21 protein-coding genes are annotated in these 25,296 nt (G+C 67.1%); 8 read left to right on the forward strand and 13 right to left on the reverse strand.

The genetic code is table 11. The features are described from left to right. Nucleotides 1-18: 18 nt before the first annotated feature. From ASG62_RS18360 to ASG62_RS18380, 5 genes are all read left to right on the forward strand, one after another. The gene (locus ASG62_RS18360) at nucleotides 19-2,250 is read left to right on the forward strand and encodes an ATP-binding protein (RefSeq protein ID WP_056696975.1); all 2,232 of its coding nucleotides are present in this window, start codon (nucleotides 19-21) and stop codon (nucleotides 2,248-2,250) included. Further along, on the forward strand, nucleotides 2,247-3,341 hold the full coding sequence (locus tag ASG62_RS18365; RefSeq protein WP_156382238.1) for an HD domain-containing phosphohydrolase: 1,095 nt from the start codon (nucleotides 2,247-2,249) through the stop codon (nucleotides 3,339-3,341). Before ASG62_RS18360 ends, ASG62_RS18365 begins: the two co-directional genes overlap by 4 nt. A 123-nt stretch (nucleotides 3,342-3,464) precedes the next feature. Next, the gene (locus ASG62_RS18370) at nucleotides 3,465-5,429 is read left to right on the forward strand and encodes a PAS domain S-box protein (RefSeq protein ID WP_056696977.1); all 1,965 of its coding nucleotides are present in this window, start codon (nucleotides 3,465-3,467) and stop codon (nucleotides 5,427-5,429) included. Further along, nucleotides 5,419-6,024: a response regulator transcription factor gene (locus ASG62_RS18375; protein ID WP_056696979.1), complete on the forward strand. Its 606-nt coding sequence runs from the start codon at nucleotides 5,419-5,421 to the stop codon at nucleotides 6,022-6,024. Before ASG62_RS18370 ends, ASG62_RS18375 begins: the two co-directional genes overlap by 11 nt. Before the next feature lie 312 nt (nucleotides 6,025-6,336). Next, nucleotides 6,337-6,750, forward strand: coding sequence for a DUF2721 domain-containing protein (locus tag ASG62_RS18380; RefSeq protein ID WP_056696982.1), 414 nt, complete (start codon nucleotides 6,337-6,339; stop codon nucleotides 6,748-6,750). Between the two features lie 83 nt (nucleotides 6,751-6,833). Here the strand turns inward: ASG62_RS18380 and adhP are convergent, their stop codons facing one another. The 11 genes from adhP to ccoN form a co-directional block, all read right to left on the reverse strand. Further along, nucleotides 6,834-7,919, reverse strand: coding sequence for an alcohol dehydrogenase AdhP (gene adhP, locus ASG62_RS18385; RefSeq protein WP_056696983.1), 1,086 nt, complete (start codon nucleotides 7,917-7,919; stop codon nucleotides 6,834-6,836). Nucleotides 7,920-8,174: 255 nt separating this feature from the next. Continuing rightward, nucleotides 8,175-9,884 carry a methyl-accepting chemotaxis protein gene (locus ASG62_RS18390; RefSeq protein WP_244487638.1) on the reverse strand — a complete coding sequence of 570 codons (1,710 nt, stop codon included), beginning with the start codon at nucleotides 9,882-9,884 and terminating at the stop codon, nucleotides 8,175-8,177. 599 nt (nucleotides 9,885-10,483) lie between these two features. Next, nucleotides 10,484-10,906: a hypothetical protein gene (locus ASG62_RS18395; protein WP_056696985.1), complete on the reverse strand. Its 423-nt coding sequence runs from the start codon at nucleotides 10,904-10,906 to the stop codon at nucleotides 10,484-10,486. Then, complete coding sequence (gene ccoS, locus ASG62_RS18400) at nucleotides 10,899-11,078, reverse strand: cbb3-type cytochrome oxidase assembly protein CcoS (protein ID WP_056696988.1); 180 nt, start codon at nucleotides 11,076-11,078, stop codon at nucleotides 10,899-10,901. Before ccoS ends, ASG62_RS18395 begins: the two co-directional genes overlap by 8 nt. Next, nucleotides 11,075-13,354 (reverse strand): heavy metal translocating P-type ATPase, encoded by a 2,280-nt coding sequence (locus ASG62_RS18405; RefSeq protein WP_082537376.1) that lies wholly within the window; start codon nucleotides 13,352-13,354, stop codon nucleotides 11,075-11,077. Before ASG62_RS18405 ends, ccoS begins: the two co-directional genes overlap by 4 nt. Before the next feature lie 10 nt (nucleotides 13,355-13,364). Then, a complete protein-coding gene (locus ASG62_RS18410; RefSeq protein ID WP_057180548.1) occupies nucleotides 13,365-13,847 on the reverse strand; it encodes a FixH family protein in 483 nt (160 codons plus the stop codon). Further along, nucleotides 13,844-15,406 carry a cytochrome c oxidase accessory protein CcoG gene (gene ccoG / locus ASG62_RS18415; protein WP_082537377.1) on the reverse strand — a complete coding sequence of 521 codons (1,563 nt, stop codon included), beginning with the start codon at nucleotides 15,404-15,406 and terminating at the stop codon, nucleotides 13,844-13,846. Before ccoG ends, ASG62_RS18410 begins: the two co-directional genes overlap by 4 nt. Nucleotides 15,407-15,503: 97 nt before the next feature. Further along, a complete protein-coding gene (gene ccoP, locus ASG62_RS18420; protein ID WP_244487646.1) occupies nucleotides 15,504-16,436 on the reverse strand; it encodes a cytochrome-c oxidase, cbb3-type subunit III in 933 nt (310 codons plus the stop codon). Nucleotide 16,437: 1 nt separating this feature from the next. Further along, a complete protein-coding gene (locus ASG62_RS25885) occupies nucleotides 16,438-16,611 on the reverse strand; it encodes a cbb3-type cytochrome c oxidase subunit 3 (protein ID WP_082537378.1) in 174 nt (57 codons plus the stop codon). A 6-nt stretch (nucleotides 16,612-16,617) separates the two neighbouring features. Beyond that, nucleotides 16,618-17,388: a cytochrome-c oxidase, cbb3-type subunit II gene (gene ccoO, locus ASG62_RS18425; RefSeq protein WP_056696992.1), complete on the reverse strand. Its 771-nt coding sequence runs from the start codon at nucleotides 17,386-17,388 to the stop codon at nucleotides 16,618-16,620. Between the two features lie 60 nt (nucleotides 17,389-17,448). Continuing rightward, entirely contained in the window at nucleotides 17,449-19,062 is a 1,614-nt protein-coding gene (ccoN, locus tag ASG62_RS18430; RefSeq protein ID WP_056696994.1) for a cytochrome-c oxidase, cbb3-type subunit I, read from the reverse strand. Between the two features lie 637 nt (nucleotides 19,063-19,699). On the opposite strand from ccoN, the gene ASG62_RS18435 reads away from it, so the two are divergent. The 3 genes from ASG62_RS18435 (at nucleotide 19,700) to ASG62_RS18445 (ending at nucleotide 22,593) form a co-directional block, all read left to right on the forward strand. Beyond that, nucleotides 19,700-20,536 (forward strand): cache domain-containing protein, encoded by an 837-nt coding sequence (locus ASG62_RS18435; RefSeq protein WP_056696997.1) that lies wholly within the window; start codon nucleotides 19,700-19,702, stop codon nucleotides 20,534-20,536. Nucleotides 20,537-20,539: 3 nt separating this feature from the next. Beyond that, nucleotides 20,540-22,132, forward strand: coding sequence for a methyl-accepting chemotaxis protein (locus ASG62_RS18440; protein WP_056696999.1), 1,593 nt, complete (start codon nucleotides 20,540-20,542; stop codon nucleotides 22,130-22,132). Between the two features lie 239 nt (nucleotides 22,133-22,371). After that, the gene (locus ASG62_RS18445; RefSeq protein ID WP_056697001.1) at nucleotides 22,372-22,593 is read left to right on the forward strand and encodes a hypothetical protein; all 222 of its coding nucleotides are present in this window, start codon (nucleotides 22,372-22,374) and stop codon (nucleotides 22,591-22,593) included. A 99-nt stretch (nucleotides 22,594-22,692) separates the two neighbouring features. Here ASG62_RS18445 and ASG62_RS18450 read toward each other — a convergent pair whose 3' ends face one another. Next, a complete protein-coding gene (locus tag ASG62_RS18450) occupies nucleotides 22,693-23,070 on the reverse strand; it encodes a DUF779 domain-containing protein (protein ID WP_056697003.1) in 378 nt (125 codons plus the stop codon). Nucleotides 23,071-23,152: 82 nt separating this feature from the next. After that, a complete protein-coding gene (gene adh, locus ASG62_RS18455; RefSeq protein ID WP_413814220.1) occupies nucleotides 23,153-24,649 on the reverse strand; it encodes an aldehyde dehydrogenase in 1,497 nt (498 codons plus the stop codon). Nucleotides 24,650-25,296: the final 647 nt, after the last annotated feature.

Here is a 25,296-nt window from a genome sequence, read left to right on the forward strand (position 1 = left end):
GGAGGTCAAGGTCCTGCCATGACACCCGAGCTCGCCAAGGGACAGGACATGGTCCGGAGGACGACACGTTCGACCTGGACGCTGCTGGCGACCTCGCTCGTCCTTCTCGGGCTTCTGGCGGCGGCCTACGCCAATCTTTGGACCCGCCAGACCGACATGCAGGACGGTATCCGGGAGGACGCGTTGTGGGCGGTCTATCAGCTGGGGCGCGAAGCGCGAACGCTGATGGGGAGCCTCGAAGCGATCGGGAGCGGAGGGGAGCTTTCACGGACGGCGCGTGACCAGATTCTCCTCCGCTATGACATCCTCTACTCGCGCGCGTCGATCATCGAGACCGCCCAATACGGCGCCTCCTTCGCTGACGACCTCGGTATCAGCGCGGCGCGGACAGGGTTGCGGGACCTCATTGGACGAATGGAGTCCGATCTCGAGCGATTGCGAGATCCGGTCGTGGCCGTGCGGGCGCTGGAGGCGCTGCGAGGAGCCGGCGGGGAGCTTCTCGACGTGTCGGAGGACCTGCTGGTTCGAACGAACGCCGTCGTTTCCGCCACGCGTGCGGACGCGCGTGCGGAGGTCATGCGTCTCCAGTCGATCACCGCCTGGATCGTTCTGGCGCTCGCTCTGTCGGCGGTGATGCTGGTCGCCAGCCTGATCCGGCGGGTTGCGGCCACCCGTGAGGTCGGCGACCAGATCCAGGTGGTCGCCGACCAGCTCGCCGCGGCCTTCACTGCGGCCGATGCCGGCAACCGCGCCAAGTCGGAGTTCATGGCCGTGATGAGCCACGAGATCCGCACGCCGCTCAACGCGATCCTCGGCATGGCCGAGCTGCTTTCGCATTCGGATCTCGACGAGGGGGACGCCGATAGCGTCCGCGCGATCGGCGCGTCCGGTTCCGCGCTTCTCGAGGTCATCAACGAGATCCTCGATTTCGCCAAGATCGAGCATGGGGACGAGTTGCCGGAGCTCATCGCCTTCGATCCCGCCGAGGTCGTGAGACAGGCTGCCGGCATCGTGGAGGGTCGGGCTCGCGAACGCGGCAACACGCTCGAGTTTGCCGAGACCGAGGTTGCCGGCTGGTTTCTCGGCGACCCCACCAGACTGCGGCGCGTCCTGCTGAACCTTCTCAGCAACGCGGTGAAGTTCACCGAGAACGGGTCGATCCGGGTCGTCCTGGAAAACGTCGGCACGGTGGAGGAGCCCCGCCTTCGCTTCGTCGTCTCGGACACGGGCATCGGCATCCATCAGGATTCCCGGCACGTCCTGTTCCGGGCGTTCAGTCAGGTCGACGGGACCATCGGCCGTCGCTACGGCGGGACGGGGCTGGGCCTTGCCATCTGCAAACGCGTCGTCGAGGCGATGGACGGGACGATCGGCGTCGACAGCGAACCCGGGATGGGCAGCCGGTTCTGGTTCGAGCTCCCCGCCGCCCGGACGGAGCACCGGGCCTCGGAGGCTGCCGATACGGTCGAGGACGCGAAGGCCTTTCCAAAGCTCGATATCCTCGTGGTCGAAGACAATGCCTTCAACAGGACGGTCGCGGGCCGCTTCCTCGCCACCCTCGGCCAGTCCGTGACCTTCGCCGCGGATGAGGCCGCCGCCGTCCGCACGGCCGGGGAGCGGCGGTTCGACCTCGTCCTCATGGACATGCAGATGCCCGTCATGGACGGCGTCGAGGCGACGCGCCGCATTCGCGAGCCCGGCAATCCGAACGCGGTGACGCCGATCGTCGCCTTGACCGCCAACGCCTCGGACGAGGACCGCCGGCGTTGCATGGACGTCGGGATGAGCGGCTTCGAGACCAAGCCCGTCTCGCTGGCTCGCCTGCGCGCCCTGGTCGTCCGGTGCTCGCCGGACCTTGCCGCCCGAGCGGTGAGCGTCGGCCACGAGCGTGCGCCAAGGCCGACGTCCGGCGACCTTGCCGCGCCGCCCGACATCGACGAGCGCCGGGTCGCCGCCCTTCTCGACGCGATCGGCGAGGACGGCCTCGATGAGCTGCGCGAGGCCTTCGTCGAGGATAGCTCGACGCTCCTCGCCGACCTTGCCGAGGCCATGCGGCGCAACGATCCCGAGCGGACCGACAGGGTGCTGCACACGATCAAAGGGGCGGGCTCCAATGTCGGTTACGCCGGCTTGGCCTTTCTGGCGGAGTCCCTTCGCCAGACGTCCGTCACACCGGACGACATCGAGACGATCGCCGCCGGGTTCCGGCGCCTGGAAGCAACCCAATCCCGCCCGGCGAGGACTGCATGACCCAAAAGTTGAAAGTTCTCCTCGTCGACGACAACCGGACCAGCCTGATGCTGATGGGCAAGCTCGTCGAACAGACGGGGACATGCTGCCCCGTTTCCTTCTCAAGTCCCGTCGCGGTGGTCGAGGCGCTGGCGCATCTCGAATTCGATCTGGCTGTGTTCGACTACCAGATGCCCGGCATGAGCGGGATCGAGCTGATCGCCGAAATCCGGCGCCATCCGGGAAACGACGACAAGCCGATCGTCATCGTGACGGGGGACCATCACGCGGAGCTGCGGATCGCCGCCTTGCAGGCCGGCGCCATGGAGTTCCTGACCAAGCCCATCGACCCCGTCGAGTTCACCACGCGGGTGCGCAACCTCGCGCGTCTCTGCGACGCCCAGCGCAAGCTGTCCGACCGGGCCGCGTGGCTGCGCGCCGAGGTCGACGCTGCGACCGGCCAGCTGCGCCGGCGGGAGGAGGAGATCATCCATCGCCTGACACTCGCCGCAGGCTACAAGGACGAGGACACGGCCCTCCACACGGTCCGGATGGCCCGGATGTGCGGAGACATCGCACGCGAGCTGGGCCTCGCCCGCGATGTCTGCCGCGACATCGAGCTTGCCGCCCCCATGCACGATATCGGCAAGGTCGGCATCCGCGACGACGTGCTCCTCAAGCGCGGACGGCTCGACGGCCCGGAGATGGAGCACATGCGCGAGCACGCGCGCATCGGTTGCGACATCCTCGAAGGATCGAACTGCGACCTTCTCCAACTCGCGTCCGTCATCGCCATGACCCATCACGAGCGCTGGGACGGCACCGGCTACCCGAACAATCTCGCCGGGGAGGGCATCCCGATCGTCGGCCGAATTGCGGCCGTTGCGGACGTCTTCGATGCCCTGATCAGTTCCCGGCCCTACAAGCGCGCGTGGTCCGAGGAGGAAGCGACGCACTACATCGCCGCCCAGTCCGGGCGACAATTCGACCCGGCATGCGTCGGCGCCTTTCTGCGCGTCGCGACCCGTGCACGCCATGCGCGGGGGGATGCCGTCGATGCCGTTCCGGACGAAGACCGAGCCCAGGCAAGGCTGGCTTGCAATTCTCGCTGACGATACGACGGTCTTGCCATTCGCCCAGATCACAACCCGCCGTCACGGTACCTCGAAATGCCATTGAACGCCGCGCGAGCGGGATATGCAGAGTCCGGATCGGCGAGGACGGGCCGCCTTGCGATGGCGGATGCCGTCGCCCGGCACGACTGGTCGGCGACGTCGTTGGGGAGGCGGGATGCCTGGCCGAACGGCGCGGCCACCATGATCGCCATGATCCTCGAATCGCAGCAGCCGATGTTCCTGCTCTGGGGGCCGGAGCGGACGTTGGTCTACAACGACGCCTACGCGCCCCTTCTCGGGTCCAAGCAGGCCTGGGCGCTTGGCTCGCCCTTCCTCGATGTCTGGGCCGAGGCCGCCGAGAGCATTCGACCGCTGATCGACCGCGTGTTCGCGGGCGGCGCGAACTTCATGGACGACATTGAGCTCGTGCTCGACCGCGGCGAGGGCATGAAGACGGCTCACTTCGCCTTTTCCCACAGCCCCGTTCGAGGTGGCGACGGCGCCGTCGCCGGCTTGCTCTGCGTCTGCACCGAGACGACGTCGGTCGTCGTCTCCGAGCGGAACCGCAAGCTGGCGGAGGAGCGCCTGCGCGAAAGCGAGGACAACTATCGCCACGCGGTGGAGCTGAACCCCCAGGTCGCCTGGACGGCGGATGTCGATGGCCAGCTCGACCGGGTGTCGGAGCGCTGGATGGAACTGACGGGGCAATCCGGGCTCGGCGGTACATGGGCGGAGGCGATCCATCCCGACGACTTGCAGATCTCGATCGATGCCTGGACCGCCTCCGTGGGCAGCGGCGTCGCCTACTGGGTCGAACACAGGGTCCGGTTGCGGTCGGGCGAGCATCGCTGGTTCCAGTCGCGGGCCTATCCGCGGCGCGACGCGAAGGGGTGCATCGTTCGATGGTACGGGTCGACGGAGGACATCCACGACCGAAAAATCGGCGAGGAGCACATGCGCTCCATTCTGGAGGTCGTTCCGGACGCCATGATCGTCACCGACCGATGGGGCAGCATCCATTCGTTCAGCAAGGCCGCGGAGCTCTTGTTCGGCTATGCCGCGCCCGAGGTCGTCGCGCGCAATGTGCGGATTCTCATGCCGGAACCCCATCGCACCGCGCATGACGGCTATCTCGCCGACTACCGGGACACCGGCGAGAAGAAGGTGATCGGGGTCGGACGTGTGGTTCTCGGCCGCCGCAAGGACGGCTCGACCTTTCCGATGGAACTGTCGGTCGGCGAGACGCGTGCCGGGACGAACAGCTTCTTCACCGGGTTCATCCGCGACCTCACCGAAAAGAGGGAGGCGGAGCGGCGTATCGAGGCCGTGAACGCCGAACTCGTCCACATGTCCCGGTTCAGCGCCCTAGGCGAGATGGCGTCGGCCTTGGCGCACGAGCTGAACCAGCCGCTGACGGCCATCGCGAGCTATCTCGGCGCAGGCTCCAAGGTGACGGAGCGACTGCCGGAGCCTCTCGATGCCGAGGACAGCCTGTTCTTGCGCGAAGCCATGAAGGGGGCGAGCGAGCAGGCCATGCGGGCGGGGAAGATCATCCGGTCCCTGCGAACGTTCGTCTCGCGGACGGAGGGCCGGAAGCGGGACGAGGCGCTCGACAAGCTCGTCGAAGAAGCGTGCGCTCTGGCACTGATCGGATCGCGGGAGGCGGGCGTGACGCTGAGGCTCGCCGTGGACCCGTCGTCCCGCGTGTTCGTCGACCGCATCCAGATCCAGCAGGTGATCCTGAACCTCGTTCGGAACGCTATCGAGGCGATGCGCGACGGCCCGGTCCGAGAGCTTTCGATCAGCACCGAACGCTTGTCGATCGGGTCGTTCGTGGAGGTCGCCGTCGAGGATACGGGACCGGGCCTTGCCCCCGAGATCGAGACGAATCTCTTCCAACCTTTTCTGACCACCAAGCCGAACGGCATGGGGGTCGGGCTGTCGATCTGCCGCACCATCGTGGAGGTCCACGGCGGGCGGATCAGCGCCAGCCGGAACCGGGCGGGGGGTACGACCTTTCGGTTCACGTTGCCCGAGTCCGCTGGTGCGGAGGACGATTGCGCGGAGGAAACAGATGGCGAATGAGGCGACGGTTCACGTCATCGACGACGACGACGCCGTCCTGCGCTCGCTCGCGTTCCTCTTGCGTGCGCATCGGATCCCGGTTGCGACCTATGCAGGCGGACGCGAGTTTCTGGACACCGGCCTTAATGCGAGCGGCTGCATTCTCAGCGATGTTCGGATGCCGGGCATGGACGGGATCGAACTCCTGCGCGCGCTCCGGGCGCAAGGATCGTCGCTGCCGTTCCTCGTGATGACGGGGCACGCCGACGTCGCCATGGCGGTCGAGGCGATGAAGTCCGGCGCGATCGATTTCATCGAGAAGCCGTTCGGCGACGACGGCATCCTCGCCATGGTGCGCCGGGGTCTGCAGCTGAACGAGGCCCAACAGGCAAAGGGCGAGCGGGTCCGGGACGCGCGCGAGAGACTGGCCTTGCTCAGTCTTCGGGAGAAAGAGGTCTTGGTCGCGGTTGCCGAGGGGAAGGCCAGCAAGGCGATCGCGCACGAGCTCGGGCTCAGTGTCCGCACCGTGGAGGTCCACCGCAGCAATCTGATGACGAAGTTGAAGGTGGAGAACGCCGCCTCCGCTATCGCCCTGCTCCGCAAGGCGGAGGGATAGGGGCATCGCGCCGGCGGCAATGGCGCAGACCGACCTGGCCGAGCGCCTTCGCCGACGTCCGGTGCGCGCCGCTTTCTGAGAGGTGATGCAAGGGCCGGGCGCAGCATTCGACCCCGATGCCCCTGTCTTGCGCTTGTCTTGCGCTCTCGATGGTGAACGTCCAGACCGGGGAACGGGGACGGAGACCCGCGGAGACGGATGGATGCGGTCTCGTCGCGAGCGCGGTATTGGCCGCGGGTGAGGGGCGAGGTGAGACATGCCAGAGACAGATGCGACCGGCGCGGCCGGGTTCCGCTTTCATATCCCGGCACGATGAACCCGTCGCTCGCGTCCGCCGCGCAGGTCGTGCAACTCGCCTTGACGCCGATCTTCCTTCTCGCGGGCCTCGCCTCGCTCCTGAACGTGTTCACCATCAGGCTCAACCGGATCGCCGACCGCGTCGACCGGTTGCTGGTCGATCCACTCGGAAAGGAACTCCAACTCTCCCGGCTTCGCCTGCGCTCTCGCCTGCTGGATGCGGCCGTGCTGCTCTGCGCCCTGGCCGGGGCGCTCACCTGCTGCGCGGCATTGGCCCTCTTTGTCGGAGCCTTGACCGATCGCGGCGGTGCAATCCTGCTGTTCGGCCTTTTCGGCGCCGCGCTCGTCTGTGCGATCGGCGCCCTGGGGGCCTACGCGGTCGAGACAGTCCTGTCTGGGCGCACGATCCGCGATCAGGCTCGCTCCTGAACTGACGTCCTCCGGCTGAGAACCTTGCGGACGCGACGTCGATCATGTCCGACAAGCGGCCGGGATCGACGTGCCGAAGGTGGCTAAAGAACCGGAAGCGCGGACCGACGGGTGTGACCTGTTCGGAGATCGCCGCGCCGCCCAGCGAGATCGAGGACCATGCGGCCTTGGACCCGACCGGCCTTCAGATCATCGAGAACGTGATTGATGTCCTCGAGCGTCGCCGTCTCGATGTCTGCCTTGATCTTCCCCTCGACCGCGAAGGCGATCGCTTCCTCGAGGTCGCGGCGCGTGCCGACGATGGAGCCGCGGAGAGTGATGCGCTTCAGCACGACGTCGAAGATCGGGGTCGGGAACTCGCCGGGCGGCAGGCCGACGAAGACGACCGTTCCCCTTCGGCGGACGAAGGTCATCGCCTGCGCGAAGGCGGAGGGCGAGACCGCCGTGACGAGGACGCCGTGGGCACCGCCGCCCGTCGCGGCGACGATCCGGTCCGCCGCATCCGCGTCGCGGGCGTCGACCGCGATCTCCGCGCCCGCGGCCATCGCGAGCGCGAGCTTGTCAGCCGAGACGTCCAGTGCGGCGACGCGCAGGCCCATCGCCTTCGCATATTGGATCGCGACGTGGCCGAGCCCGCCGATGCCCGAGATCGCGACCCACTGGCCCGGCTGCGCCTCGGTTTCCTTCAAACCCTTGTAGGTCGTCACCCCGGCGCAGAGTATGGGAGCGAGAGCGGCGAAGTCGGGATCCTTCGGCAGGCGCGCCAGGAAGGCCGCCGAGGCGATCACGTATTCGGCAAAGCCGCCGTTGCAGTTGTAGCCGGTGTTGTGCTGGTGTTCGCAGAGGGTTTCCCAGCCCGTTTCGCAGTACTCGCAGCGCAGGCACGCATCGTGCAGCCAGGCGACACCGACCGGATCGCCCACATGGAAGTCGGTCACGTCGGGCCCGAGCGCGGAGACGATGCCCGTCACCTCGTGACCGGGGATGAAGGGAAGGCTCGGCTTGACCGGCCAGTCGCCCTCAGCTGCGTGGAGGTCCGTATGGCAGACGCCGCAGGCCATGACGCGGACGAGAACCTCCCCTTTTCCGGGCTTCGGAACTTCCACACGTTCGATCGCCAAGGGCTGACCGAACTGGCGGACCACCGCGGCTTTCATCGTTCTCGTCATGGCGCACTCTCCATTGGGGGGGCGGGAAGCCGCCTCTTGGACCATGAGTGCCGATCCTTGGACGCGGGCGCATTGATCCACCGCAAACGGTGCGACGTTCAGCTTTGAGCTCCGTCGGCCCCTTCCGGCACCGAAGGGCGAGGGGATGGCCCCTTCCGATCACGACGATCCTTCACCCCGGCGCCGCAGCCGCCCCAAGCGGAAAGTCCGGTTCGGGTCGGCGTTCGCGTGTCGTCGACCCGCAAACGCTCGATGTCAGAACTCGCCCCAGCCCTCTTCCGGCGCCTCGTCGACGCGGTCGGCGAGCGCCATGGAGCCGCGGCCCGTGCGTCGTGCAGGCATCGGTCGGGGAGGCACCGCCCGTCGCCGTGGGGACGGGGCGGCGTCCGGCGCCGAGCCGGCTCCGAACCGATCCATCATCCGGGTCAGGGTGTTGGTCTCGTGCTGGAGCGACTGGGCGGCTGCCGTCGCCTCCTCGACCATCGCGGCGTTCTGCTGCGTGATCTTGTCCATCTGGTCCGCGGCCGCCGTGACCTCGCGCAGGCTCACGGCCTGCTCCTTCGAGCTCCGGGCGATGTCGTCGGCCATCTCGTGCATCGCCGTGACGCCCGAGACGATCTCTTCCAGGCTCTTTCCCGAGGCGACGGCGAGCTTCACGCCTTGCGCAACCTGGGCCGAGGACGTCGAGATCAGTCCCTTGATCTCCTTGGCAGCGTCCGCCGAGCGCTGCGCAAGCCCGCGAACCTCCTGCGCGACGACGGCGAAGCCGCGTCCGGCCTCGCCGGCCCGGGCCGCCTCGACGCCGGCGTTTAACGCGAGGAGGTTGGTTTGGAAGGCGATCTCGTCGATGACCCCGATGATGTTTCCGATCTTCACGGACGATGTCTCGATCTGGTCCATCGCGGCGATCGCTTCGGTGACGACCGTCACTCCGTTCTCGGCGCATTTCATGGCGTCCGCAGCGCGTGTCCGGGCGTTGCCGGCCGCGTTCGCCGTTCCCGTCACGCCGCGCATGACCTCGGCCAGCGCGGCGACGGTCTCCTCGAGGGTCGCCGCCTGTTGCTCGGTGCGTTGCGCCAGGTCCGCCGAGGCGACGTTGATCTCCTCAAGGCCCGTCCGGATGACACCGGAGGTCTCGCCGACCTGCGAGATGGCGTCGCCGAGCGTTTCGGCGGCGCGGTTGAAGTCGACCCGGATCGCGTCGAGCTCTCGCGGGAACTGGGAGGTGATGCGTCGCCCGAGCTTGCCGTCGGCGAGGTCCACCAGCGCCGCCCCGACCTCCGACACCGCGTTCCGCCGCGCGGTCACGTCGATGGCGAACTTCACGACCTTGGCGACCTTGCCGGCGGCGTCGTAGATCGGCGCGTAGGAGCCCTGTACCCAGATCTCGCGTCCACCCTTGCCGATCCGCCTGTACTCGCCGGTCATCTCGTGGCCCTCGCGCAGGCCCTTCCAGAAGTCGCGATAGGCTTCGGTGGCCGTCTCCGCCCGGTCGACGAACAGGCTGTGATGCTTGCCGACGATCTCGGCCAGTTCGTACCCGATCACCTTGAGGAAGTTCTCGTTCGCGGCAACGATCGTTCCGTCCGGGGTGAACTCGATCATCGCCTGCGACCGCCCGATCGCCGCGATCTGCGCGCCGTAGTCCGAGGCGAGAAGGCGCGCCTCAGCATCGGACCATTCCACGACGAAGCCGGTGGTCGTGCCCTTTTCCTTGAGCGGGCAGACGTGGAGGTCGAAGGAACGGGTCCCGATGCGGATCGTCGCCCTATGCGGCTTCGTCAGCTTCGACAGGAGGTTCTGCTGGTGGCTCGGCGTCTTGTGAAAGATGTCGATGTTGCTGCCGACGAGGCGCGCCATATCGAAGCCCGGAAGCTCCCGCTTCAGCTCCGACTCGGCCTCCCTCAACAGGTCCCGGAGCGAGGAATTCAGGTAGCGGATGACGAGATCGGCGTCCGCCAGCATGACCATGGTCCCCATCGCATCGAGGGCGAGGTCGCGTCGGCGAGACCTGCCGCTCCTGAACAACTGCATAGCCACCTTGTCGTCTCCGGATCTGAAAAGGGAAAAGGCCGAAGGGTGTCCGGTCCTTTCGTCGCTCGACCTGGCGCATCGTTCTCGATGCTGTCGGCACCCGTACACTTCGCCATGCACTGCTGAATATAATATGGACGTCTCGTGCAGATTTGCAGCAAGTCCGTAAGTAGTTTTACGTATCTTCAGCGTGGGTGCTGCATCGGATAAATATTTTTTCGTAGCGACCATGTGTGGCAGTCGAGTGCAGCGTCTTGGGAAGGCGTCGGCGGCGAGGCGGCGAGGCGGCGCAGTCGGAAGCCGTCTATGTCCTTACGCTTCGACCCGAGCCTTCCAGGTTCATGATCGACGACCGTCGCACGGCGACGCGCGACGGCACGGCTGTCGGAGGTCTTGTCGGCTGAAACGACCTATCGTGCTGTCCGTCGGCGTGTGGTGGTTGCCGGCATCCGTCCTGCGTGCCGACCGTGGATGAACGGTCTGCGGGAGCGTCGCGTCCGTCTGGATCGCGAGACGTTTTCTCGGAATGATCAGCCGAACGAAACCACCGCCAACGTGATCGCGAGGAGCGACATCAGCCATGCCACCGAAGCCCACCGCTCCGCCGCGCGTCGCACCGCGGTCCGGTCGTCCGAGGTGCGCAGGCGCGCTCCCTTGGCGCGCTGCACGAAGTGGGCGACCGAGAACAGCAGGACGAAGCCGACCTTCGCGTGGAACCAGGCGGTCACGCCCGGGCCGTCGGCGCCGAGGCGGCTCCAGAGCAGAAGGACGCCGCTTACCCACACGAAGACGACGGCGAAGGTGGCGAGGTCGGCGAGCGTCCGACGTGCCATGTCGAGGCCGGCCTCCTCCTCGCGTCCGACGCTCGCGCGCAGCGTGACGTATTGGGCAAGGGTCAGCCCAGACGCCATCGCGATCATGACGAGGTGCGCGATCTTGAGGAGCTCACGCATTCCGGTTTCCGCCGTCCCGCGGCTCCCCGTCGTCCCATTCGTCGACCAGGATGCGGGCGCCCGCGCCTTCGAGGTCCTCGTACTGGCCCGACTTCAGGGACCACATGAAGGCCGCAAGGCTCGCGAGCCCCAGTCCCAGCGCGACCGGGATGAGGTAGACGAGGGCGCTCATGCCAGTTCCCCGCTGAGGCGCATGGGGCCGAGGCGGGACACCGTACGGCGCATCCGTGACAGGGACAGGGGAAGCGTCAGCGCGTTCGCGACGACGAGGATCGACGACGCCGACATCGCCACGGCCGCCACCAGCGGCGTCGCGGACCCCATGATGGCGATCGGGACGGCGACGACGTTGTAACCGATGGCGAGGACGAGGTTCTCGACGATCTTGCGGCGAGAAGCCCTTGCCGAGAGAAGCGCCTCCACCACGGGATCGAGCTTCTCCCCGGTGAAGACGAGATCGGCCGCTGCCTGCGCGATGTCGGCGCCGGTGGCGGGCGACATCGAGACGTGCGCGGCCGCAAGCGCCGGGGCGTCGTTCATCCCGTCGCCCACCATCAGAACGCGTCGGCCACGGTGCGCGAGATCCTCGAGCGCGGCGACCTTGCCGCCCGGCAGGCATGCTCCCTCGAAGCGCTCGATGCCTGTCTCACCGGCGACGCGCCCGACCGTGGCGCTGGCGTCGCCGGACAGGAGATGAACCTCGAGGCCGAGAGCCATGAGCTTCCGGACCGTCTCGGCCGCATCCGTGCGCGGGTCGTCCGCGAAGGCGAAACGGCAGATCAGGCCGTCCTCGCAGCGCAGCCACACCTCCGTTCCCGGCAGGCCGCGGGTCAGTTCATCGGCGATCCAGTGCGGCCGGCCGAGCCGGACCTCGCGGCCTTCGAACGTTGCGACGACACCGGAGCCGGGAACCTCGCGCGCGTTCTCGACCGTTGCCGGGCGGACGCCCTTCGCCCGTCCCGCCGCCGCGATCGCCATCGACAGGGGATGGCGGCTGGCGCCCGCGAGCGCGGCGGCGAGGGCCCATGCTCCCGCGTCCGAGGGCTCGGACACGAGCCGGGGGCGGCCGAGGGTGAGGGTGCCGGTCTTGTCGAGGACGACCGTGTCGACCTCGCTCAGCTTCTCCAGCGCCGCGCCGTCCTTCAGGATAATCCCCTTGGCGAGCAGGCGCCCCGCCGCCGTCACCTGGACAGCCGGAACGGCCAGCCCGAGGGCGCAGGGGCAGGTGATGATGAGGACGGCGACCGCCGTCGTCAGGGCCGTATGGAAGCCGTATCCTGCCAGCATCCAGCCGCAGAACGTCAGGAAGGCCGTCGCGTGCACCGCCGGCGCGTACAGGCGCGCGGCCCGGTCCGCGATCCGGACGAAGCGGCCGTCCGGGCGCTCGGCCGCCTCCATCAGGCGGACGATGCCCGCCAGCAGGGTGTCGCCGGGCTGGGAGGTCACCGCGACGTCGATGAGGCCCGTCAGGTTCAGCGCGCCGGCATGGACGGCGTCGCCGTCGCCGACCGCTTCCGGCAGGGATTCGCCCGTCAGGAGCGAACGGTCGATGTCGCTCGCTCCCGAAACGACGCGTCCGTCCACGGGAATGCGCTCCCCCGCGACGATCCTCACCGTGTCGCCCACCCGCAGCGAGGCGACGGGCAGGCGCGAGGTGCGCCCGTCGGGCCCGAGGAGCGTCGCCGTCTCCGGCGTGAGCGAAAGGAGCCGGGCGGCGTTGTTTCGGGCGACGTCGCGCATGCGCTCGTCGAGAACGCGGCCGACGAGGAGGAAGAAGAGCAGCGTCACCGAACCGTCGAACCAGGCATGGGGTCCGCCCGTGGCCGTCTCGTAGAGGCTGAGAAGAGTGGCGACGAGGACCCCGATGGAGATCGGCACGTCCATGTTGGTCGTGCCGTGCCGCAGCGCCTTCCACGCGGAACGGAAGAACGGGCGCCCGGCATAGATCACCGCGGGGATCGCGATGGCGGCGGAGAGCCAGTGGAAAAGGTCGCGTGTCGCGCCTTCCGCGCCCGACCAGACCGAGACGGAAAGGAGCATGACGTTGGCCGAGGCGAAGCCGGCCACGGCCATGCAGCGGATCAGGTCGCTCTGGGTCCTCGATCCCTCCTTCTCGAACGCCGAGGCGTCGAACGGCCGCGCCTCGCGCCCGATGGCGGTGAGCGCGTCGAGAACCGCCTCCGCGGAGCCGGTCTCTCCCAGCGCCACGCTGAGCCGCTTCGTCGTGAGGTTGGCCCGCGCGCGCTCCACCCCGGAGACGGCCGCAGCCGTCCGCTCGACCTTGCCGAGGCATCCGGCGCAGTGCATGTCGGCGACGAGGAACTCGACATGACGCGAGCCGTCGGGAGCCAAGCGTACCGCGATGGGATCCAGCGGCTGCGTCCTTAGACCGAACGTTGCCGCCGACGGATCGGGAAAGAGCTTGGCCGGTGCTGTTGCTGCGGACATCGTTCCCACCTCAGTCTGCCGTCACCGGGCGCGTCTCGCGCCACACGAGTTCGCCGTTCCGACGCGCGACGATCTCGGCGAGCCACTTGCCGCGTTCGAGGGTCGCCGGCGTCTCGTAACCCCGCGGCGTCGGCAGGAGCGCCAGTTCCCGATCGGTGCTCGCGCTGGCGGGGCGTCCGACGAGGGCGCGCACGTCCAGCCCCTCGACGGACTTCTTTCCGGCATCGAGCAACGTCAGTGCGAGGTGACCGTCCCTCGTCTCCACGACGGAGGTCCATCCGCGTCCGTCCTGCTCGGCCGCGTCTTGGAGGAGGCGGTCGTAGGTCTGGCTCGCGACGTAGCCGTTCTTGGCGTTGAGGCCCGGGAAGGTCGATATCGCCTTGTAGGCCATAAGGACATTCACTGCGATGACCGTGCCGAAGAACAATCCGACGACGGCGGCCATGTGCCACCCCTTGAACGTGTTCCCGGGAGCCGAATGTCCGGTGCTCATCTGCGTGGTCTTTCCTTGGCTTCGAAGCGCGCGATCTCGCGGGTGGCTTCCCCGCCCTCCGTATCGGCGACGAAGAACTTGAACTCGGTGGATGTGGCCGCCTCGGCAGGGCGCAGGACGAAGACCCGGACGTCGAGGACGGCGTCCGGCGGCACGACGACGTCCGTCGTCCTGCCGCGCCGCTCGTCCCCCGCCGTCCACATGACGGCATCGGCAAGCCCCTCGATGCCGACGGTCATGGTCCGGGCGAGGGTGGCCTTGTTAACGATCTTCAGATCGTAGCCGTTGCGCACGCTCCCGTCGGACAGCGTCGTGAAGAGCGGCGCGCGGTCGTGGATGACGGTGAGCGAGGTGTCGGCGCGCGTGGCCAGCGACACCGTCATGGCGACGCCGATGGCGCTCCAAAGGGCGAAGTACACGAGCACACGAGGTCTCAGGATCGTCGAGAGCGCCGGCCCCTTCTGCTCGGCCGTCGCCGCGATCCGTCCGTCCGTCCAGGCCGTCTCGGCGTGGCGCTGATAGTCGGCGAGGGTGGAATAGGACACGAGCCCCTGGGGCTTGCCGACCTTGGTCATGACGCTGTCGCAGGCGTCGATGCAGAGCGCACACGTGATGCACTCGAGCTGCTGTCCGTTGCGGATATCGATGCCCATGGGGCAGGCCGCGACGCAGGCGTCGCAGTCGACGCAGTCGCCGACGTCGTGTCCGGCGGCGAGCTCCTTCTTGGCGTGTCGGGAGCGGGGCTCTCCGCGCCAGTCGTTGTAGGTGACGATCAGCGAGTTCACGTCGAGCATGGAGCCCTGGATGCGGGGCCACGGGCACATGTAGGTGCAGACCTGTTCCCGCATGAAACCTGCGAGCCAGAAGGTCGTCGCGGTCAGGAGCGCGACCGTCGTGTAGGCGACGGGCGCCGCGGTCCCGGAAACCAGGTCGAACAGGAGCGTCGGCGCGTCGTCGAAGTAGAACACCCAGGCCCCGCCCGTCGCCGCGGCGATCAGGAGCCATGCGGTCCAGACCGTCAGGCGCTTACGCATCTTGCCGAGCGACCAAGGGGCTTGGTCGAGTTTCCGGCGGGCGTTGCGGTCGCCCTCGATCCAGCGCTCGACGGAGACGAAGAGGTCGGTCCAGACCGTCTGCGGACAGGCGTAGCCGCACCACGCGCGGCCGGCGACGGAGGTGACGAGGAACAGGCCGAGCGCCGCCATGATCAGGAGCCCGGCGACGTAGTAGAATTCCTGCGGCCAGATCTCGATGCCGAAGAAGTAGAAGCGGCGGTGGGCGAGATCGAGGAGGACCGCCTGGTTGGGCGCCGTCGGGCCGCGGTCCCAGCGAATCCAGGGCACGACCCAGTAGATGCCGAGGAGGACCGCGACGATGATCCACTTCGCGGTCCGGAATGTGCCCCGCACCTTGGACGGAAAGATCTTCTGCCGAGCCACGTAGTCCGAGCGTTGCTCGCGGTCGTTGACGGGTCGGGTGCCGCCGATGGCTTCGTCGGAGCCCAGCGGATCGGGGCCGGAGCGCTTGTCGTTGCTGATCGTGTCGACGACGGTCGCCATGGAGGCTCCTCGGAAGGGAAGACGGTGTCCACGCGTTGCCGAGACACCGTCTGCGGTTCCGTCTACGCGACGACCGGGTGAAGCACCTTGATCGAGATCAATTGCTTGCCGCCTTCTCTTCCGGCCCCGGCTCGCCGCCGCCGCGCGAGTGGACGTAGATGGCGAGTTCCTTGATCGTCGCCGCGTCGAGGCGCTGCCCCCAGGCGGGCATCGCCCCGTGCCGCGGAGAGTTGACCTGCGCCCGGATGGACGCGGGATCGCTGGAGTAGAGCCAGACCGCGTCGCTGAGGTTCGGCGCGCCGACGTCGCGGTTGCCCTCGCCGTTGCCGCCGTGGCAGGCGGCGCAGTTGTTGGCGAAGACGTCGGCTCCGGCCGCGTCCGCGGGCCCTGACTTCGACAGCGACAGAACGTGCCGGGTCACGGCGGAAATCTGGTCGCGGTCGAGAAGGCCGTCCTTGCCGAAGGCGGGCATCTCCGAAATGCGGGTGTCGTCGTCGCCCGCGTAGCGGACGCCGTGCGTGATCGTCTGCGCGATCGCCTCGAGCGACCCGCCCCAGAGCCAGTCGTCGTCGTTGAGGTTCGCGAAGCCGACGCCTCCGGCCGCGTCCGAGCCGTGGCACTGCACGCAGTTCACCTTGAAGGCGGACTCGCCCCCACGGACGGCGAAGTCGTTCAGCGTGGGGTCGCTCGCGACCTGCTCGATCGGCAATGTGCGGATCCGTTCGACCTGGTCGGCCCGCGCGGTCTCGACGGTGTCGATCTCCTCGGCGACCTCGGACCGGGCGTGCCAGCCGAGGAGGCCGGGGGTCGACGATGTCAGGAGAGGGATGGCAGGAAACAGCAGGATGTAGACCAGCGCGAAGGCGTGCGTCGCATAGAAGACCCAGAGCCACCAGCGCGGCATCGGGGTGTTCAGCTCCTTGATGCCGTCCCATTCGTGGCCGGTCGTCGCCGTGCCCGTGACCTCGTCGATATCTCCCCGGTGGGGCTCGGAGCCGGGAACGCGGGGAAAGCCTTCGTCTTTGCCGATGTCAGTCACGGTCCATGCTCTCCAGGTCGTACTTGAAGGGAATGTCCGCCTGATCGCCGTATCCACCTTTCGATCCCGGGCGGAAGGCCCAGACGAGGATGGCCGCGAAGACGAAGGTGAGGGCGAGGAGGGCCCAACTGTCGGCGAAGTGCCGCAAGGCGTCGTAGAAGCTCATCGCGGTCTACCTCAGGTTCTCGTGGCTGAGCGGCTCGTAGCTCGTGAAGTCGACGGAGGTGCCGAGCATCTGGAGATAGGCGACGAGCGCGTCCATTTCGGACACGCGCTGCGCGTTGCCGTCGAAGTCCCGGATCATGACCTTGTCGTATCGGAGCTTCAGGCCCTCCTCGGCGTCCGCCGACCTGTTCGTGGGAACGGCGAGCTGCGCGTAGAGGTCGGTCAGGGCGTTGTCGATCATCTCGGGCGTGTAGGGCACGCCAACCGCGGCGTTCGCCTTGAGCGTACCCGCGACGTCGTCGACCTTCAGGTCCGCGGTCGCGAGAAAGCCATAGCGCGGCATGATGGACTCCGGCACGACGGAGCGCGGGTCCGAGAGGTGGCGGACGTGCCATTCGTCGGAGTAGCGGTTGCCGACGCGGGCAAGGTCCGGGCCCGTGCGCTTCGACCCCCACTGGAACGGATGATCGTACATCGATTCCGCTGCCAGCGAGTAGTGCCCGTAGCGCTCGACCTCGTCGCGCATCGGCCGGATCTGCTGTGAATGGCAGACGTAGCAGCCCTCGCGGACGTAGATGTCGCGGCCGGCGAGCTCGAGGGGCGAGTAGGGGCGCACCCCCTCCACCTTCTCGATCGTGTTGTCGATGTAGAAGAGCGGCACGATCTCGACGATGCCGCCGATGGAGACGACGAGGAACGACAGGACGAGCAGGATCGTGACGTTCCGCTCGACCTTGTGGTGGTGCCGGAAGAGGAACTTGGAAAGCGGGTCGAGCATGGGCCTGCCTTTGAATGGGGAGGGCGGATGGCGGCCGGGCCGGGCGACCCGGCCGCGGTCTCACTCGGCGGGCTGGACGACGCCGACGAACTGTTCGGAGGGAACCGCGCTGCGGATCGTCTTCCAGACGTTGAAGGCCATGATCAGCCCGCCCGCGAGGTACATGAGGCCGCCGAGCGCACGGATGGCGTAGAACGGGTGGAGGGCGGCGACCGTCTCGACGAAGGAGTAGACGAGGTATCCCTCGCGATCGTATTCGCGCCACATCAGGCCCTGCATGATGCCCGAGACCCACATCGAGGCCGCGTAGAAGACGATGCCGATCGTCGCCAGCCAGAAGTGCCAGTTCACGAGGCGGAGCGAGTAGAGGCCCTTCGTGTTCCAGAGGCGCGGAACGAGGAAGTAGATCGCGCCGAAGGTGATCATGCCGTTCCAGCCGAGGGCGCCGGAGTGGACGTGGCCGATGGTCCAATCGGTGTAGTGCGACAGCGAGTTGACCGACTTGATGGACATCATGGGTCCCTCGAACGTCGCCATGCCGTAGAAGGCGACGGCCATCACCATCATGCGCAGGATGGGATCGGTCCGCAGCTTGTCCCACGCCCCGGAGAGCGTCATCAGGCCGTTGATCATGCCGCCCCAGGAGGGCATCCAGAGCATGATCGAGAACACCATGCCGAGCGTCTGCGCCCAGTCGGGAAGAGCGGTGTAGTGGAGGTGGTGGGGTCCCGCCCAGATATACATGAAGATCAGCGACCAGAAGTGCACGATCGACAGGCGGTACGAGTAGACGGGCCGGTTCACCTGCTTGGGGATGAAGTAGTACATCATCCCGAGGAAACCGGCGGTCAGGAAGAAGCCGACCGCGTTGTGCCCGTACCACCATTGGATCAGGGCATCCTGCACGCCGGAGAAGGCCGGATAGGACTTGGCGCCGAGGAAGGAGACGGGGACGGCGAGGTTGTTGACGACGTGAAGGAGGGCGATCGTCACGATGAAGGCGAGGAAGAACCAGTTCGCCACGTAGATGTGGGGTTCCTTTCGCCGGACGATCGTGCCGAGGAAGACGACGAGATAGGCGACCCAGACGACCGTCAGCCAGATGTCGATGTACCATTCCGGCTCGGCGTATTCCTTCGACTGGGTGGACCCCATCAGATAGCCGGTCGCTGCGAGCACGATGAAGAGCTGGTAGCCCCAGAACACGAACCATGCCGTGTTGCCGCCGAAGAGACGGGCCGCCGTCGTCCGCTGGACGATGTAGAAGGACGTCGCGATGAGCGCGTTGCCGCCGAAGGCGAAGATGACGGCCGAGGTGTGCAGCGGCCGCATGCGGCTGAAGTTGAACCAGGGCTCAATGTTGAGGTCCGGCCAGGTGAGCTGGAGCGCGATCACGACGCCGACGAGGAACCCGGCCACCCCCCAGAAGACCGTCGCGACGACGCCGAAGCGGATCGGGCCGTCCATGTAGACCGGCATCCCGCCGACGGTCGTCTCGGGACGAGCGACGGCCTTGGCCGGCTCGGCCGACGTCAGCCGCCATACCGACAGCGTTGCGGCCAGGAACGACACGAGGCCCATGTGGAAGGCGAAGACGTTGTCGTGCGCGTAGGCCGACGCCATGAACGCCGCCAAGGCCACCGGGATCAGCACGATCGGGTTTGCGAGTTCCATCGCCAGTCCTCGAATGGGGGCCGGGCCCCGTTGTCGTCCGGCACCGACCTACGCCCTCGGTCCGGGTGGACGCATTGATCGAGGTCAAATCGCGCGAACGAACATCTGCGCATGCTGCCGTTCGCGGCGCGCCGCCGTTTCAGGGATTGCGATATCGACCCTGACGAAGCGGCGGTCGCCCGGGACGGCGAGTGCCGCGCACCGACGGTGGTATCGCCTGCCGACACGTTCCAGCGATCCGAGCGACAGGTCGCTTGCCGTTCGGGCCTTCGACGGTTCGAACGAAACGTCATGTCGATTGATACTAAAGTCGTTGTCAGTAGAGCCGTGTGTCAAAGCGCTCTAGGTACAAATACTGACTGTCGCTCGGTATTTCCAATCGCGTAAATATACCAGTGATTATCCTTTGCGGGCGAAGTTGATCCGGTGTTGAAGGTCGCGTGTGAGGGGCACGTCATCTGGTTCATCGCCGACGGACTGTCGGTGTGCGACGCGGGACCTGCAACGCTTCTTTCGTCTCCGGCGGACCGTGACGAGGTCGTAGCCGTCCTGCGACGGCCGCTTCGGCCACCTTGCTCACCCTACCGATGTCCACCATCGACGCGATCGTCGGTGGAACGAACCCCAGAGGTCCCGAATGCGCTTCCGTTCCATTCAGATGAAGATCGCCGTGCTCTCGGGAGTTTGCGTGCTCGGTGCCACGGGTGCGCTGGTGCTGGGAAGCAGCATAGCCTCGAACGGCACCGTGACGTTCGTCGCCGACACGGTCGGCGAACTGGTCAAAGCCAAAACGGCGCAATCCATCGCCAGCATCGCCGCCACCAACGCGGGTTCCATTCGATCGACGCTCGATCACGCCTTCGACTCGGCCAGGATCATGGCCCGCTCCTTCGAGATCCTCGCCAAGGGTGACGCCGACGCCCCCGGGTTGGACGACAGACGGGACCGCTTCAACGCGATCCTGCTCGGTGTGCTGAAGGACAATCCGGGCTTCAACGGCACCTACAGCGCCTGGGAGCCCGACGCCCTCGACGGAAGCGACGGCGCCTACAAGAACCGCCGGGACGTCGGCTCCGACGCGACGGGTCGCTTTCTTCCCTACTGGACACGCGACGCCGGCGGCCGCGTGGCCGTTCAGCCTCTCGTCGAGTATGACAGCCACGACCTGCATCCGAACGGCGTCATGAAGGGCGGATGGTACATCGGACCGCAGACGGGCCAAGGCGAGAGCATCCTGGCCCCGCTGCCCTACGTCGTCCAAGGCAAGAACGTCCACCTCGCGACGATGTCGGTCCCGATCACGATCGACGGGACGTTCAAGGGCGTCGTCGGCGCCGACTTCGACCTGGCCTTCGTCCAGGCGCTGGCGCTCGACGTGAAGCGTACGATCTACGGGGGAAGCTCCGCGATTTCGATCGTCAGCGGCGAGGGCCTCGTCGTGGCATCCAGCGAACATCCGGAGGCCATCGGGTAGTCGATGGAGAAGGCCGGAATCGACGCCGGCCGTTACCTGGCCGTCGTGCGGGAGGGCCGCGAAGAGGTGGCGATGGAAGGGGACGCGACGATGGCCGTCACGCCCATTGCCCTCGGCCGGACCAAGACGCCGTGGTCCTTCATGATCGAGGTTCCGACGGCCGTCGTCATGGCCGACGTGGTCAAGCTGGACTCGGCCCTTTCGACCCGCAACATGCAGGACAGGACGATCCAGATTCTCGTGGCGCTCGCCGTCGGCCTTGCCGGCATCGGAGCGATGTGGATGGTCGCCCGAAGCATCGCAAATCCCATCGGCCGCATGACGACCGCGATGAGACGGCTTGCCGACCACGACTTGGCGACGGACATTCCAGGCACCGGGCGGGCCGACGAGATCGGCCGGATGGCCGAGGCTGTCCAGGTCTTCAAGGACAACGCACTGAAGGCCGTCGAGCTGGAGGGCCTCGCGAACCGGACGCGGTCGCAGGTCGAGGCGGAGCGGGCCGGGACCGAACAGACGAGGCGAACGGCGGAGGCCGAGCAGAAGCTCGTGGTCGAAACCCTCGCACATGGGCTCGGACAGATCGCGAACGGCAATCTGACCGCTGAGATCACCGAGGCGTTTCCGGGGGACTATCGCCAGATCCGGGAGGATTTCAACGCAGCCCTCGCGAAGCTGCGGACGGTCATCGGCACGGTGACCACGTCGGTCCAGAGCATGAAGTACCAGACCGCCGAGATCAGCACCGCGTCCGAGGACATGGCGCGCCGGACGGAACAGCAGGCGGCTTCGCTCGAGGAGACGGCGGCGGCCCTGACGGAGGTGACGCGCGCGATCCGAACGACGGCGGACAGCGCCAAGCAGGCCGCCAACGTCACCGTGACCACCCGGCGCGACGCGGAGAAGTCCGGCGAGGTCGTCGGTCAGGCCGTCCTTGCCATGGGCGAGATCGAGAAGTCGTCCGACCAGATCGGGCGCATCATCGGCGTCATCGACGAGATCGCCTTCCAGACCAATCTCCTGGCCCTCAACGCCGGCGTCGAGGCCGCGCGGGCCGGCGAGGCGGGAAGAGGCTTCGCCGTCGTCGCACAGGAGGTGCGCGGACTTGCACAACGGTCGGCCGAGGCCGCCAAGGAGATCAAGACCCTCATCTCGACCTCCAGCACGCAGGTCGCCCACGGCGTCGAACTCGTCGCGCAGACCGGAACCGCGCTGGGACGGATGGTCGAGCAGGTGAGCGAGCTGACGTCGCTGATCACCGAAATCGCCGAGTCCGCGCAGGAACAGGCGGTCGGACTGAACGAGGTCAACACGGCCGTCAGCCAGATGGATCAGGTCACCCAGCAGAACGCCGCGATGGTCGAGGAGTCGAGTGCCGCCAACAGGGAGCTTGCGGACGGCGCCAAGGCGCTCGGGCAGCTCGTGTCGCAGTTCAAGACGGGCGAAGAGGAGAGGCAGCGTCCCATGGGGACGACGAAGTCGGTCGGTCCGGCAGCCACGTCCCGGCAGGTCCGACAGCCGGCGCGGGGAGGCGGCGCGGCCGCGGCGAGGAAGATGGAGCCGAACGGAGACGCGAACGGATGGTCGGAGTTCTGAGCGGCGTCTGTCCCATGCAGGGACGACGATGATCACAGTGCTTCTGCCGGAAGTCACCCGCTGGTGGCCCCCGGCAGAAGCGGCCGGCGTATCGGACCGATCCCGAAAGGGTCGAATGGCGCTGCTGCCTTACTGCCGAGGCTCCCTGCGGTTCACAACCGTCTCTCGGCAGGAAGCACCGCCGCGGACCCGGGCCCGGTTGCGGAAACGTTTCCCTTCATACGATCGAGGTTCGACACATGGCCGAAGACGCCATTCGGGTTTTGCGGGAACACATGGCGAATGCATGGATCGCTTACGACGCCGCGTTTCCCACGGCGGATGGATTTTCGCAGACCTCCTTGGAAGCGAAGGCCTTGCGCGATGCGTTGGAGCGGCTCGGACTCATGGTCCGCGGACTGGAGCACTTGGCCCGCGAGCGTGTCGTCATGCAGCGGCGCCAAGCGTTTCGGGTCGTTTGAGACGCTGGCGAAGTGGTTTGAAGACGCTGGCGTCGGGACGGGGGCAGGCCCGTCATGCGGTCGCCTCCCGACGCTCTGGTCCCGATATGCCGCTCAGGATCAGGCTTGTGAGGGGAGAACCTCGTCAGGGCGGTTGGCCGGAGCGGGTGCCGCGCAGACCGTGGAGCGGGTGAGGAAGCGCCGCTCGCGGCCGTTGTCGAGCGAGAACATGCCGCCGCGCCCCGGCACCACGTCGAGGATGAGATCGGTGTGCTTCCAGGCCTCGAACTGCGCCCCGCCGATATAGACGGGCGTGTCGTCGGCGAGCCGTCCGAGGAGCACGTCGCCCTCGCCGATCCGGAACTCGCCGCGCGGGTAGCACATGGGCGAGGAGCCGTCGCAGCATCCGCCCGACTGGTGGAAGAGCACCGGGCCGTGGTCGGCGACGATCTCGGCGAGGAAGGCCATCGCCGCCGGCGTGGCCGTTACCTTGTCCATGTCCCAACTCCGCCAAGTGTGAAGGGCATGGCGACGGTCGCTTCCGCCGCCATGCCTTTGAGTGCCGGCGCCTGCTACCCGCTTAGAAGAAGCCGAGAGCCTTCGGCGAGTAGCTGACCAGCATGTTCTTGGTCTGCTGGTAGTGGTCGAGCATCATCTTGTGGTTCTCGCGCCCGATGCCGGACTGCTTGTAGCCGCCGAAGGCCGCGTGCGCGGGATAGGCATGGTAGCAGTTGGTCCAGACGCGGCCCGCCTGGATGCCGCGCCCGAAGCGATAGGCGCGCGTGCCGTTGCGGGTCCACACGCCCGCGCCGAGGCCGTAGGGTGTGTCGTTGGCGATGGCGAGGGCGTCCGCATCGTCCTTGAACGTCGTGACCGAAACGACGGGGCCGAAGATCTCCTCCTGGAAGACGCGCATCTTGTTGTGGCCGGCGAAGATCGTCGGCTCGATGTAGTAGCCCTGCGAGAGCTCGCCGCCGAGCTCGGCCCGCTTGCCGCCCGTCAGCACCTCTGCGCCCTCCTGCCGACCGATGTCGAAGTAGGAGAGGATCTTCTCGACCTGCTCGTTCGAAGCCTGCGCGCCGATCATGGTCGTCGGGTCGAGCGGATGGCCCTGCTTGATCGCCTTCACGCGGGCGACGGCCCGTTCCATGAAGCGGTCGTAGATCGACTCGTGCACCAGCGCCCGGCTCGGGCAGGTGCAGACCTCGCCCTTGTTGAGGGCGAACATCGCGAAGCCCTCCAGCGCCTTGTCGAAGAAGGCGTCGTCCTCGTCCATCACGTCGGCGAAGAAGATGTTCGGCGATTTGCCGCCGAGCTCCAGCGTCACCGGGATGAGGTTCTCGGAGGCGTATTGCATGATCAGCCGGCCCGTCGTCGTCTCGCCGGTGAAGGCGATCTTGGCGATGCGCTTCGACTGCGCCAGCGGCTTGCCGGTTTCGAGGCCGAAGCCGTTCACGATGTTGAGGACGCCCTCCGGCAGGATGTCGGCGATCAGCTCGGCGAAGACGAGGATCGAGAGCGGCGTCTGCTCGGCGGGCTTCAGCACCACGCAATTGCCGGCGGCGAGCGCGGGCGCGAGCTTCCAGACCGCCATCAGGAGCGGGAAGTTCCACGGAATGATCTGTCCGACGACGCCGAGCGGCTCGTGGAAATGGTAGGCGACCGTGTCCTCGTCGATCTCCGAGATCGCGCCTTCCTGCGCGCGCAGGCAGCCGGCGAAGTAGCGGAAGTGGTCGACGGCGAGCGGCAGGTCGGCATGGGTCGTCTCGCGGATCGGCTTGCCGTTGTCGAGCGTCTCGACCATTGCGAGGAGGTCGAGGTTCTCCTCCAGGCGGTCCGCGACGCGGTTGAGCAGCTTGGCGCGTTCGGCGGCTGGCGTCCTGCCCCAGCGCTCGCGGGCGGCATGGGCGGCGTCGAGCGCGAGTTCGACGTCGGCGGCCGAGGACCTGGCGACGTGGCAGAGCGTCTTGCCCGTGACCGGGCTCGGATTGTCGAAATAGCGCCCGTCGGTCGGCGCGACCCATCGGCCGCCGATGAAGTTGTCGTAGCGTTCGCGGATCAGGCCCTTGTTCGACATCTGATCGATGGCTTGCTGATACATTTGGTTCCTCCCGGTGTCCGGATCTGGCCCGCGTTCGTTTCGTGTTCGACGCGGCTTTGACAGGGAAGGGTGCGTTGGAAAGACAGCCCGGCGGGGGCCGAGCAGCGGTTCGACAGCCTCCCCCGTCGCCGCGGAACTTGTGCGAGATGCTGAGCGCCGTCAACGACAGGTCTGCGGAAATACGGCTTGAATACGTATATCTACTTATCGGATCTCAGTATGTCTGCAGGCGATACGATTGAATATTGGGTGAAAAGGAGGATTTTGCTGCTTCGGTGACGCTGCCGCCGACGTCCCGTCGCCCCTTCGACGGGCTTCGGCGATCGGGTTCGGAGAGAAGAAGGCCCGCCCGTCGGTTCTTGCGCAATCCAGCACCGTGAGATCCGGGCGGAACGTGGATTTCAACTCCGCAAGCCGACGATGGCCGCATGTATCAGCGCCGTCTCGAGGGCCGCGAGGACGAGGTGCGCATGGAGATGGAAGTCCGGCGCTCGCAGAAACGGCGGCTCCTCGGGAAGACTTAAACTGGGCTCGATTTGAGCCGGCGTCATGGAATCCGTCAGGTTCATTGCGAACCCGACGGATTCTCGTCTCGTTTGTTGCCACTTGTCTTTTCGGGATAA

It is taken from the genome of Aureimonas sp. Leaf427 (assembly GCF_001425485.1).
In the GTDB taxonomy this organism is placed as follows: Bacteria; Pseudomonadota; Alphaproteobacteria; order Rhizobiales; family Rhizobiaceae; genus Plantimonas.